At 70.5% G+C, this 11,706-nt stretch carries 11 protein-coding genes and 1 tRNA gene; 5 read left to right on the plus strand and 7 right to left on the minus strand.

Features of this window, described 5'->3' with window-relative positions; translation table 11 throughout:
- Positions 1-119: 119 nt before the first annotated feature.
- The 6 genes from ACIO5D_RS03185 to ACIO5D_RS03210 form a co-directional block, all read right to left on the minus strand.
- Complete coding sequence (locus ACIO5D_RS03185) at positions 120-929, minus strand: ABC transporter ATP-binding protein (RefSeq protein WP_363611722.1); 810 nt, start codon at positions 927-929, stop codon at positions 120-122.
- Entirely contained in the window at positions 922-1,863 is a 942-nt protein-coding gene (locus tag ACIO5D_RS03190; RefSeq protein WP_363611720.1) for an ABC transporter permease, read from the minus strand. The genes ACIO5D_RS03185 and ACIO5D_RS03190 overlap by 8 nt, the downstream gene beginning before the upstream one ends.
- 186 nt (positions 1,864-2,049) lie before the next feature.
- On the minus strand, positions 2,050-2,895 hold the full coding sequence (locus tag ACIO5D_RS03195) for a glycosyltransferase (RefSeq protein ID WP_363611787.1): 846 nt from the start codon (positions 2,893-2,895) through the stop codon (positions 2,050-2,052).
- Between the two features lie 56 nt (positions 2,896-2,951).
- Positions 2,952-3,689, minus strand: a complete 738-nt coding sequence (locus ACIO5D_RS03200) for a CDP-alcohol phosphatidyltransferase family protein (RefSeq protein ID WP_400793960.1) — start codon at positions 3,687-3,689, stop codon at positions 2,952-2,954.
- Between the two features lie 103 nt (positions 3,690-3,792).
- Positions 3,793-4,854 carry an iron-containing alcohol dehydrogenase family protein gene (locus tag ACIO5D_RS03205; protein WP_363611718.1) on the minus strand — a complete coding sequence of 354 codons (1,062 nt, stop codon included), beginning with the start codon at positions 4,852-4,854 and terminating at the stop codon, positions 3,793-3,795.
- Entirely contained in the window at positions 4,842-5,597 is a 756-nt protein-coding gene (locus ACIO5D_RS03210; protein WP_363611716.1) for a phosphocholine cytidylyltransferase family protein, read from the minus strand. Before ACIO5D_RS03210 ends, ACIO5D_RS03205 begins: the two co-directional genes overlap by 13 nt.
- 324 nt (positions 5,598-5,921) lie before the next feature.
- On the opposite strand from ACIO5D_RS03210, the gene idi reads away from it, so the two are divergent.
- Entirely contained in the window at positions 5,922-6,587 is a 666-nt protein-coding gene (gene idi, locus ACIO5D_RS03215; RefSeq protein WP_400793753.1) for an isopentenyl-diphosphate Delta-isomerase, read from the plus strand.
- A 7-nt stretch (positions 6,588-6,594) separates the two neighbouring features.
- Here the strand turns inward: idi and ACIO5D_RS03220 are convergent, their stop codons facing one another.
- Complete coding sequence (locus ACIO5D_RS03220) at positions 6,595-7,080, minus strand: ATP-binding protein (protein WP_400793754.1); 486 nt, start codon at positions 7,078-7,080, stop codon at positions 6,595-6,597.
- A 360-nt stretch (positions 7,081-7,440) separates the two neighbouring features.
- Here ACIO5D_RS03220 and ACIO5D_RS03225 point away from each other — a divergent pair.
- The 4 genes from ACIO5D_RS03225 (at position 7,441) to ACIO5D_RS03240 (ending at position 11,686) form a co-directional block, all read left to right on the plus strand.
- A tRNA-Leu gene (locus ACIO5D_RS03225) sits at positions 7,441-7,525 on the plus strand.
- A 366-nt stretch (positions 7,526-7,891) separates the two neighbouring features.
- Positions 7,892-9,550, plus strand: a complete 1,659-nt coding sequence (locus ACIO5D_RS03230) for an APC family permease (RefSeq protein WP_363611712.1) — start codon at positions 7,892-7,894, stop codon at positions 9,548-9,550.
- A 214-nt stretch (positions 9,551-9,764) separates the two neighbouring features.
- Entirely contained in the window at positions 9,765-10,652 is an 888-nt protein-coding gene (locus ACIO5D_RS03235; RefSeq protein ID WP_363611710.1) for an ABC transporter substrate-binding protein, read from the plus strand.
- A gap of 8 nt (positions 10,653-10,660) precedes the next feature.
- A complete protein-coding gene (locus ACIO5D_RS03240) occupies positions 10,661-11,686 on the plus strand; it encodes an amino acid ABC transporter permease (protein WP_400649261.1) in 1,026 nt (341 codons plus the stop codon).
- Positions 11,687-11,706 lie beyond the last annotated feature (20 nt).

Consider the following 11,706-nt stretch of genomic DNA (forward strand, 5'->3'; position numbering starts at 1 on the left):
GCGCTCACCCGGCCGGCCGAGGGCCGCCCGGGGGCGTACCGGAGGCGCGCAGACGGCGGGAGGGCCGGTGCCGGGGGTGGTTCCCGGTACCGGCCCTCCCGTACGGGGCCCGGTGGGCGTTACGGGCGCTCGCCGCGCTCGTAGCGGCCCACGACCTCCTCGGTCGGCCCGTCCATGATCAGCTCGCCGTGCTCGATCCAGATCGTCCGCTCGCAGACCTCGCGGATCGAGCTGTTGTCGTGGCTGACCAGGAAGACCGTACCGGCGGCCTTGCGCAGTTCGGTGATGCGGTTCTTGCTGCGCTGCTGGAACGCCTGGTCGCCGGTGGCCAGCGCCTCGTCGATCAGCAGCACGTCGTGGGTCTTCGCCGCCGCGATGGAGAACCGCAGACGGGCGCCCATGCCGGAGGAGTAGGTGCGCATCGGCAGGGAGATGAAGTCGCCCTTCTCGTTGATGCCCGAGAAGTCGACGATGTCGTCGTAGCGCGCCCGCACCTCGGCCGGCGACATCCCCATCGCCAGGCAGCCGAGCACGACGTTGCGCTCGCCGGTGAGCTCGTTCATCAGGGCCGCGTTGACGCCCAGCAGGGAGGGCTGGCCGTTGGTGTAGATGCCGCCCTTCTCGGTCGGCAGCAGACCGGCGATGGCCGCCAGCATGGTCGACTTGCCGGAGCCGTTGGAGCCGATCAGACCGATCGCCTCGCCCTTGTACGCGGTGAAGCTGATCCCGCGCACCGCGTGCACCTCGCGCACGCCGGAGGCGCGCTTGCGGCTGATGATCCGGCTGATCGCGGAGGTGGCGCTGCCCTTGCCGGAGCCCGCGCCGTGCACCCGGTAGACGATGTGCACGTCGTCGACGACCACGGTGGGCTCGCGGGCCACGTCCGCGTCGTTGATCGAGAGGTTCTTGCTCAGGTCGGTGTCAGCCACGGCCGTACTCCTCCTCGGCCTTCCAGAAGAAGACATATCCGATCAGCAGCATTCCGAGCCCCCAGCCGATGCCGTACTTCCACAGGTGGGCCGGCAGTTCCTGGGCGTTGGCGCCGTAGACGTGCTTGTTGTAGATCTCCGGTGCCAGGGCGTGCCGGATGAGGTCCATGTAGACCGAGGCCGGGTTGATCTGCATCAGCGTCTGCCAGAACGGCGGCCAGCTGTCGATCTTGTCCTGGATGCTGTACATCACGCCGGACAGGTACATCCACGCCCGCATCGCGAACGGGATCAGCTGCGAGATGTCACTCGTCTTGGCCCCGATCCGGGACATGATCAGCGCGACACCGGTGTTGAACATCGACTGCAGGAGCAGCGCCGGCAGGACCAGCACCCAGGTGACACTGGGCTTGACGCCGGTGACCAGCACGACCACGACCAGCACGACCATCGAGATCAGCAGCTGCTGCAGCTGGATCACGGTGAAGGCGATCGGCAGCGAGGCGCGCGGGAAGTGCAGCGCGCGGATCAGGCCCAGGTTGTCCGAGATCGCCCGGGTGCCCGACTGCACCGCGCTCTGGGTGAACTGGAAGACGAACACGCCGATGCAGAGCCACGCGACGTACTTCGGGAATCCGTCCTTGTTGTTCAGGATCACACCGAAGACCAGGTAGAACACCGCGCAGTTCAGCAGCGGCGTCACGACCTGCCAGAGCTGGCCGAGCTTGGCGTCGGTGTACTGGGCCACCAGGCGGGCGGTGGCGAAGGCCCAGATGAAGTGGCGCCGGGCCCAGAGCTGCTTGGTGTAGGCGACCAGACCGGGCCGTCTGCCGCTCACCGCCAAGCCGTACTTGTCCGCAAGCTGCTTGGGGGTCAGGCCCGCGTCCGCCCCCCTCGGGGCTGAGAGGCTGACGGGTTCACTCACTGTCGACACATTCGTCCTTCGCGCGGGATCGGGTCGGGGCGGCCGGTCGGCGGGGGTCCGCCGGCCGTGCGCCGAGGGGGATCCACTGGGATCACGGGGGGAATCCGGCCGGTGTGTGGTCACCGGCCGCAGCGATCGGCCGACCGTACGGCAGTACGACCGCCCGATCGACCGGCGGTACGGTCATCGGACGGATCAGATGACCGGTGGCCGGCCCAGCCTGGTCAGTCGCCAAACGGTACGCCATCGCATGGGCCGCCGCGCACCGCACGGTTCGCGCCAGCCCGCCCGGAACCCGCCCCACCAGGCCTTCAGCGCCTCCGGGGAGGGGCGTCGGGCCAGGGTGAGCAGAAACCAGGTTCCCAGGTAGAGAGGCACCAACAGGGCCGGAAGGTTCCGCCTCGCGAGCCAAACCCGGTTGCGGGCCACATTGTGGAAGTACGAGGCGTGCCGGGCGGGCGACGTGGTCGGGTGGTGCAGCACCACGTCGGCCCGGTAGTCGACGGCCCAGCCGGCGTCCAGCGCGCGCCACGCGAGGTCGGTCTCCTCGTGCGCGTAGAAGAACTCGGCGGGCAGCTGGCCGGCCTGCTCGAACACCGTGCAGCGCACGGCGGCGGCGCCGCCCAGGAAGGTGGTCACCCGGGACGAGCGCAGCGGGTCGCCGACGCGCAGCCGGGGCACGTGCCGGCGCTGGGTGACACCGGTGTCGGGGTCGGCGATCCGGAAGCTGACGATGCCCAGCTCCGGATCGGCGGTGAAGGCCTCGCGCAGCAACCGGGCCGAGTCGGTGCCCGGCAGCCGGCCGTCGTCGTCCAGGAAGAGGACCGCGTCCACGTCCCGGCCGTCGCGGCCGAACAGCTCGATGCCGACGTTGCGGCCGCCCGGGATGCCGAGGTTCTCCGGCAGTTCGACGGCGCGCACGCCCGCCGGGAGCGGCGGCATCGGGGCGCCGTTGACGACCACGGCCAGCTCGACCTCCGGGCCCTCCTGGGCGCGGACCGACTCGATCAGGGCGTTCAGTTCGGCGGGGCGGTTGCCCATGGTGATGATCACCGCGCCGAGCCGGAAGGTGTCCGCGGCCGGGCCGCTCACCGCGGTCACCGCAGCCTGCTGGAGAGGACGATGCTCAGCAGGTGCAGCACGGTCTGCAGCATGGCGATGGCGGCCAGCACGACCACCGCGAGCCTGGTGAAGAACAGCCCGCCGTGGACGGCGTCGGCGACACCCGCCGCGAGGATGAACAGCGAGGCCTCGACGGCGCCCACCAGCCGGTGGAACTTGAGGAAGGAGGCCGCCCGGCGGGCCTTGGCCACCCCGGACGAGCGCGGCACCGAGGCGCTGTCCTCGACCGCCGTCAGACCGCTGCGGGCGCGGGCCACGTCCACCAGGTCGGTCTCGGACTTGATCAGGATGGCGCCGAGCGCGGCGAGCGTGCCGAGGAAGGCCCACTCCCAGTGCGCCGCGCCGCCCGCCCGGTGGAAGAGGTCGCAGCCGCGCAGGCCGAGACCGGTGAGCAGGGCGGCCTCGGACATGTAGTGGCCGACCCGGTCCAGGTAGACGCCGGTGAGCGAGGTCTGCCGGCGCCAGCGGGCCACCTCGCCGTCCACGCAGTCCAGCAGCAGGTAGACCTGGATGAGCAGGGCGCCGAGGATCGCGCCGGTGATACCCGGGACGATCAGCGCGGCACCGGCCAGGATGCCGGTGAACATCATCAGGTAGGTCAGGCCGTTGGGCGTGATCGCCGTCTTGGTGGAGAGCACACGGGTGATCCGCAGTGAGATCTTCCGCATGTACAGGCGGCCGGCCCAGTGCTCGGCGCTGCGGCGCTGGAGCATGCCCTCCGGGTGGATCACCGCGCGCAGTTCCTCGATCGAGGGGCGGCGGGTCAGGTCCACCGGGGGCCGGTCGGGGCCGCCGGCGGAGGGTCCGGTCGGGCGGTCAGCTGTTGACGGCTTGGACATAGTCGGCGTACGCGTCCCTGATTGCGGATGGGGAGAGGTCGAGGTGCTCAAGAATGGTGAAGCGGCCCGGACGGGTGTTCGGAGCGTAGTGCACCGCCTCGGTGAACTCCGCCTCGGTGAAGCCGATCTGAGCGGCGGTCACCGGCAGTCCGTGGTACGCCAGGCGCTCCACGATCAGACCGGTCAGCTCGTGCTCGCCCCGCAGGAAGCTGGCGAAGGCGGCCCCGAGGCCGACCTGTTCGCCGTGCTGGGCGGACCGCTTGGGATACAGCACGTCCAGGGCATGCGAGATCTCGTGGCAGGCGCCCGACGAGGGCCGGGTGCTGCCCGCGATGTTCATCGCGATGCCGGACAGTACCAGGGCTTCCGCGAGGGCCGTAAGGAGGTCCCGGTCCTGGAGGTTTCCGGGATGGCGCAGCAGGTTCTCACCGGCCGAGCGGGCCATCGCGACGGCCAGTCCGTCCACCGGTTCGCCGGTCACGGCCTGAGACAGCTCCCAGTCCGCGCAGGCCGAGATGTTGGAGATGACGTCGCCGATCCCGGCCGCCACGAAGCGCGGCGGGGCCTGCCGGATCACGTCGAGGTCGACCACGATCCCGATCGGGCTGGGCACCCCGTACGAACCCCGGCCGGCGTCGTTGTCGAGCGTGGAGACGGGCGAGCAGATGCCGTCGTGGGCGAGGTTGGTGGCGACCGCGACCAGCGGCAGGCCGACCCGGGCGGCGGCGTACTTGGCGGCGTCGATGATCTTGCCACCGCCGAGTCCGACGATCGCGTCGTAGTGCCCGCCGCGGATCTCGTCCGCCAGCCGCACCGCGCTGTCCAGGCTGCCGTCGTCGACGTTGTACCAGTCGGCGCCCGGCAGGGCCGGCTCCAGCCGCGTCCGCAGCACCGCCCCCGAGCCGTTGCTGATCGCCACCGCGATCCGGCCCGAGGCGGAGAGCCGCTGGTCGGCGAGGATGCCGCCGAGTGTGTCCAGCGCGCCCGGACGGATCTCGACGAAGACCGGCGACGGGACCAGCCTCGTCAGTACTGGCACGCGATCTCCCGCGCCTTCGCCAGGTCGTCGTGGTTGTCGACCTCGACCCAGGACACCTCACCGATCGGCTGCACGTCGATCCGCAGACCGCGGTTCACCATCTCCTGGTAGCCGTCCTCGTAGTACAGCTGCGGGTCGCGCTCGTAGGTGGCGCGCAGCGCGTCGGTGAGGTCGGCGGCGGCGGACGGGTTGATCACGGTGAGGCCGATGTACTCGCCGCTGGCCTCGACCGGGTCCATCAGCTTGGTGATGCGGCGCATGCCGGCGGCCGGGTCGACGACGACCTTCATCTCCTCGTCGGCGAGCTTCTTCACCGTGTCGAGGGCGAGCAGGATGCCCGGCGCGGCGCCCGCCTCGGTGAGGCGCTGGTTGCCCTCCAGCATGGTCCGCTGGACGGAGGCCGGGTGGACGGTGTCACCGTTGGCCAGCAGCAGGCCCTCGGCGAAGAGGTCGCGGGCGCACCAGAGGGAGTAGGCGTTGTTCCACTCCTCGGCCTTGTCGTTCTCGACCAGGGTGAGCCGGACGCCGTACTTCTCCTCCAGCGCCGTCTTGCGGTCGTAGACCGCCTCCTTGCGGTAGCCGACGACGATCGCCGCCTCCCGGAGGCCGACCTCGGCGAAGTTGCGGAGAGTGAGGTCCAGGACGGTCCGCTCCCCGGCGACCGGCACCAGCGCCTTGGGCAGCGTGTCGGTGTACGGGCGCAGCCGGCGGCCGGCGCCGGCTGCCAGAACGAGGCCGATCATGCGGGGTCTCCTGATCCGTCGTGCAGTGCGCTGCTGCGCCTGCTGCCGGGCGGCCTGCTGGGCCGGCCGGGTGGGCGGGCGCGCCGGTGCCGCCGCAGATGCGGGCACCGTGTCGTATGTGATGGTAGGCGACCGGGGCGACCGGCCCGAACGCGGCCGGGGGGCTGCGCGGACGGGGAGCTGCCCTGTCCGCGTGCTCGGAAGCGGTCGGGAACGGTCATGATCGACCTCGTTGTGCGTGGGACCCGTCCGGACCGCCACCCATACGGCAGACTGGAGCATGACGCCGGCACCGGTGCTCCCGTTGCTCCCGAAAGAGGCCTCATGCCCCAGAGTCCGCCGACCGACCCGACGCACTTCACCTCCGAGATCGACACCGGTCTCGACGTGGAGACCGACGTGGAGACCGTGGTGACGGCCGGCCCCCGGGCCTCGGCCGGGGCGGGATCGGGCACCGAGATCCTGCTGGAGCTGGTCGACGACGAGGGCGTCACGACCGGCACCGCCGAGAAGCTCTGGGCCCATCAGCAGCCCGGCCGGCTGCACCGGGCCTTCTCGGTGTTCCTCTTCGACCGCCAGGGCCGGATGCTGCTCCAGCGCCGGGCCCTCTGCAAGTACCACTCCCCCGGCGTCTGGTCGAACACCTGCTGCGGCCACCCGTACCCCGGCGAGCCGCCGTTCGTCGCCGCCGCCCGCCGCACCGCGGAGGAGCTGGGCGCCGCACCCGCGCTGCTCTGCGAGGCCGGCACCGTCCGCTACGACCTGCCGGACGAGACCTCCGGCCTGATCGAGCGGGAGTGGAACCACCTGTTCGTCGGGCTGATCACCGCCCCGGTCGAGCCCGACCCGGACGAGGTCGACGACTTCGCCTTCGTGACCGCGCAGGAACTGCGCGAGCTGCGGGCCGAGCGCCCGTTCTCGGTCTGGTTCGAGACCGTCTTCGAGGCGGCCCTGCCCGGCATCCGGGAAATCGCCGGCCGCGACTGGTAGCCGACCGCTACCCGGTCTCCTCCCGGGGGATGGGCAGCGAGGCCCAGACCACCTTGCCGCCCTCCCCCGTCCGTTCCACGTCGCAGACCCCGCCAGCCTGTAGGGTCACGCTCTTCACCAGCAGCAGCCCGCGCCCGCCGGTCCGCCCGGTGTCGCTCTCCAGGGCCTTCGGCCGGTAGGGGTCACCGTCCTCGACCGAGACCCGCACCCAGCCCTCCCGGACCGACAGTTCGGTGGTGACCTCCGGCGAGAGCCGCGCGGCGTGCGTGACCGCGTTGCCGACCAGCTCCGAGACGATCAGCAGCAGGTCGTCCACCAGCTCCTGGTAGCGCACCCCCGCCATGCCCTGGGCCAGCAGCCGGTCGCGCACCGCGTGTCTGGTCCGGGGCACCGACGCCTCCACCGCCGGCACCGGGAACCGCCACACCCCCTCGACGGGCCCGTTCTCCCCGCGTCTCGGCTCGGCCTTCGCCGCCCCGTTGATCTGCTCCACGTCCAGCCGCCCTTCGTCCGCGACGCCGGGAATCAGGCGTTCCGCTCATGGCGCCCTCGGTTCACAGAGGCTAGGAGAGCCGTCCACGGGGACGCGGCTCCGTCGACAACTTGCCCGGGTCGGACCGTTCCCGTCCGGTACCGACCGCCGTCCGCCCCCAACCCGACCGCTTGGTTCACCCGAACCACCGCTTCGCCCCGCTTTCGATCAGGCCCTCGACCCATCCCTCCCAGCCCAGCCAGCCCTGCCGTCCCCATCGGCCCGCACCGAGGAAACGCAGGTGAGAAGCGCTCCAGAACCCTGGTAATGTTCTCTCTGTCGCCGAGGGGGCGAGCAGGAAGACCCCGAAGCACACACCCTGTCCGGGTGGCGGAATGGCAGACGCGCTAGCTTGAGGTGCTAGTGCCCTTTATCGGGCGTGGGGGTTCAAGTCCCCCCTCGGACACAGAGTGATTCCCCGTGGGAGCTCGTAAGAGCACCTGCGGGGAATTTTCGTTTTCCCGGCCTCGTGGCAGTGGCCGTGGCCGTTGTCACAGCCGTTGTCACAGCCGTCGTCGCGGCAGTCGGCCCGGTTTTCACGGCCGGCCCGGTCGTCGCCGTCGACGCCGCTGCCGACGCCGTCGCCGACGGCCAAGGGCAGTGCGTGGCACGCCCGTTCGGCGGCAGCCCGCCCGTACCACGAAAGCACCCGGGTGGCGGACACAAGATGGCAACAATTGCGCCATTTGAGCTTTATATGAGGATTTCGCCCGATTTCCCACCATAAGCTGTGTCCGTTTGTCCGGACCTGATGAGACAGAGGACCGATACGTTGAGCGCGCCCGCGCCGAGGACGGCATCCCATACGCATTACCGCCGCTCGCTCGGCACCATCAGCCTCACGGCCGTCGGCCTCGGGTCGATCATCGGCTCGGGCTGGCTGTTCGGCGCCGAGCGCGCCGCGCGCCTGGCCGGACCGGCCTCGATCGTCGCGTGGGTGATCGGGGCGGCGGTGGCGCTGACCATCGCGCTCACCTACAGCGAACTGGGGTCGATGTTCCCCAAGGCCGGCGGCATGGTGCGGTACGGCCAGTACTCGCACGGCTCGCTGGCCGGCTACCTGGCCGCCTGGGCCAACTGGATCGCCATCGTCTCGGTGATCCCCGGCGAGGCCACCGCCTCCGTGCAGTACATGAGCTCCTGGCACTTCGGCTGGGCCCAGGGGCTCTTCAACGGACAGGAGCTCACCGTCAGCGGGGTGGCCGTGGCCGGCGTGCTGCTGGTCGGGTACTTCGCGCTCAACTGGTTCGCGATCACGCTCTTCGCCAAGACCAACACCGCGATCACCGTGTTCAAGGTGGTCGTCCCCACACTGACCGCGAGCGCCCTGCTGCTGGCGCACTTCGACACCTCGCACTTCCAGGACCACGGCGGCTTCGCCCCGAACGGCTGGAGCGCGGTGTTCACGGCCGTCGCCGTCTCCGGCATCGTCTGGGCGTTCAACGGCTTCCAGTCCCCGCTCAACCTGGCCGGCGAGGCCCGTAACCCCGGCAAGTCGCTGCCCATGGCGGTGATCGGCTCCATCCTGATCGCCCTGGTGATCTACGTCGTGCTCCAGATCGCGTTCCTGGGTGCCGTCCCCACGGCGGACCTCTCCCAGGGCTGGGGCGGCCTCGCCTACACCTCGCCGCTCGCCGACCTCTCGATCGCCTGGGGCCTGAACTGGCTCGCCCTGCTGCTGTACGCGGACGCCTTCGTCTCGCCCAGCGGCACCGGCATGATCTACGCCGCCACCACCTCGCGCATGATCCACGGGGTGCAGGAGAACGGCCACCTGCCGGCCGTCTTCGGCCGGGTGGACCCCAAGACCGGCATCCCGCGCCCGGCGCTGCTGCTCAACCTCCTCATCGCCTTCCTCTTCCTCGCGGTCTTCCGCGGCTGGGGCTCCCTGGCCGAGATCGTCTCGGTGGCGACCGTGATCTCGTACATCACCGGCCCGGTCGCCGTGATGGCGCTGCGCCGGCTCGCCCCCGAGCTGCCCCGCCCGGTCAGGCTCCGCGCGATGCCGGTGATCGCCCCGACCGCCATGGTCTTCGGCTCGCTGGTGCTGTACTGGGCGCGCTGGCCGCTGACCGGCAAGGTGATCCTGCTGATGGCCGCCGGGCTGCCGATCTGGGCCTGGTACGAGCTGCGCAAGCCGTGGGCCGAGCTCAAGCCGCACCTCAAGGCCGGCGTCTGGATGATCGCCTACCTGTTCGTGATGGCCGGGGTCTCCTGGGCCGGCAGCGCGGACTTCGGCGGACACGGCTACCTGCCCGAGGGCTGGGACCTGCTGATCGTCGCCGTGCTCGCGCTGGCCTTCTACCGCTGGGGCCTGCGGAGCGCCTGGCAGAACCCCTCGCTGGACGCCGTCAAGCATGAGCTCACCGCCGAGGGCGGGACGGGCGACACGCCGCACGCCGCCGACGCCACGGAGGGCGCCCGCGCCTGAGCCGCCGCTCCGAACCGCGGTACCCGGCGACGTGCCGGCCGAGCCTCTCGGCCGGCACGTCGCGTTTTCCCGGAGGCGGGGTGGAGGCCTGAACCCCGGGGGGGGGGGGAGCAATACGAAATTCGTTGGTCAGAGAGCAATAGCTTCATCATCTTCCGTTCACCGGGACCGGGCTGCCAGCATCGGCGCACCGTCACCGCCCGAGGGAGATGCCATGAACCGCCCCCGTCCTCTGCGTTGTCTGGCCGCGCTGGCTCTGGTGGCCCTGGCGGCCACCGCCTGCGGGCGCTCCGACCAGGGCACCGCTCCGGCTCCGGCCGGGGCCCAGGGTGCCGCCGGAAAGAGCGGCGCCGAGGCGCTGCCCGCGAAATTCAAGCAGGCCGGTGTGCTGAGAGTGGCCACCGCCGTCGGATACCCGCCGATGGAGATGTACAAGCCCGGGACCACCGAGCTGACCGGGGTGGACCCGGACCTGGCCGCGGCGATCGCCGGGCGGCTGGGGCTCAAGCTGGAGATGACCAACGCGTCCTTCGACGGGCTGATCCCCGGCCTCCAGGCCGGCCGGTTCGACCTGGTGATGTCCTCGATGACCGACAGCGAGCAGCGCCGCCAGGCCGTCGACTTCGTGGACTACTTCCGCACCGGCGGCGTCGTGATGACCAAGAAGGACAACCCGGAGGGGATCAAGTCCCTGGAGGACCTGTGCGGCAAGGCCGTGGTCCTCGCCAAGGGCAGCTCCAACCTGGACATCGGCGAGCAGCAGAACGCCAAGTGCGCCACCAAGATGAACATCTCGCAGAGCGAGGACGCCCCGACCGGGCTGCTCCAGCTGGACAGCGGACGGGCGGTGGCCACCATCGTGGACTACCCGGTGGCGCAGATGTTCGTCCAGAAGAACGGCTCCTACCAGGTGCTGCCGGAGCAGTACGGGACGGCGCCGTGGGGCATCGCGGTGGCGAAGAAGGAGAGCGGGCTGCGGGACGCCGTGCAGGGCGCGCTCCAGGAGCTGATCGAGTCCGGTGACTACCGGAAGATCCTGGACCAGTACGAGGTCGGCGGCAGCGCCGTGACCCGCGCCACCGTCAACACCGCCGGGCAGTGAGAACGGCGATGAGCACCGATATGAGAGAAGCCGCGCTCCCTGGCTCCGGCGCCGCGCCGGCTGAGGACGACCTGACCCTCCAGGTGACCGGACGCCCCCGGCCGGGGCGCTGGCTGGCGGTGCTGGCCGCCGCGTTCATCGCGGTCTGGCTGGCCTACACGGTCATCGTCAACCCCAACCTGCACTGGGACATCATCGCCGAGTACCAGTTCGACAGCGTGATCCTGGAGGGGCTCTGGGTGACCGTCCAGCTCACCCTGATCTCGCAGCTGGTCGGCATCGTGATCGGTGTGGTGGCGGCGGTGATGCAGCTGTCCGACAGCCCGGTGCTGCGGATGACGGCCGGCGCGTACACCTGGTTCTTCCGGGGGACGCCGCTGCTGGTGCAGCTGATCTTCTGGTTCAACCTGGCGCTGCTCTTCCCGGAGATCAGCATCGGCATCCCGTTCGACGGACCCAAGCTGGTCAGCTGGCAGTCCAACACCCTGATCACCGGGTTCGTGGCGGCGCTGCTGGGCCTGTCGATCAACGAGGGCGCCTATATGTCGGAGATCGTCCGGGCCGGCATCCAGAGCGTGGACCCGGGGCAGCGCGAGGCCGCCGCCGCGCTAGGCATGTCCAACCCGAAGATCCTCTTCCGGGTGGTGCTGCCGCAGGCGATGCGGGTGATCATCCCGCCGTTCGGCAACCAGTTCATCTCGATGCTGAAGACCACCTCGCTGGTCTCGGTCATCGCCGGCGCCGATCTGATGACCGTCTCCCAGCACCTCTACCTCGCCAACTTCGAGGTGATCGCGCTGCTGGTGGTGGCGTCGATCTGGTACCTGGTACTGACCACCATCGCCAGCGTCGCCCAGCACGCGGTGGAGCGGCGGTTCAGCCCCGGGGTGTCCGCCCGGCCGCTGCGGCGGCGGGTGCTGGGGAACCTCGTACCGGGGCGGACCAGGGCTCAGGGGGCGCCGGGGAAGGCCCTCAGGGCGAAGAAGCCCGCCGCGGCGAACACGGCGGAGAAGACGAAGGGGGCGGACCAGTGACGGTCGCGACGGACGATGAC

The organism is Kitasatospora sp. NPDC087315 (genome assembly GCF_044744345.1).
Lineage (GTDB): Bacteria > Actinomycetota > Actinomycetes > Streptomycetales > Streptomycetaceae > Kitasatospora.

What these genes read in the sequence shown, in the direction of transcription:
- ACIO5D_RS03195 (WP_363611787.1), bottom strand. Translation starts at nt 2,895, where the DNA reads ATGGGCAACCGCCCCGCCGAACTGAACGCCCTGATCGAGTCGGTCCGC.
- ACIO5D_RS03200 (WP_400793960.1), bottom strand. Translation starts at nt 3,689, where the DNA reads ATGCTCCAGCGCCGCAGCGCCGAGCACTGGGCCGGCCGCCTGTACATG.
- ACIO5D_RS03210 (WP_363611716.1), bottom strand. Translation starts at nt 5,597, where the DNA reads ATGATCGGCCTCGTTCTGGCAGCCGGCGCCGGCCGCCGGCTGCGCCCG.
- idi (WP_400793753.1), top strand. Translation starts at nt 5,922, where the DNA reads ATGCCCCAGAGTCCGCCGACCGACCCGACGCACTTCACCTCCGAGATC.
- ACIO5D_RS03235 (WP_363611710.1), top strand. Translation starts at nt 9,765, where the DNA reads ATGAACCGCCCCCGTCCTCTGCGTTGTCTGGCCGCGCTGGCTCTGGTG.
- ACIO5D_RS03240 (WP_400649261.1), top strand. Translation starts at nt 10,661, where the DNA reads ATGAGCACCGATATGAGAGAAGCCGCGCTCCCTGGCTCCGGCGCCGCG.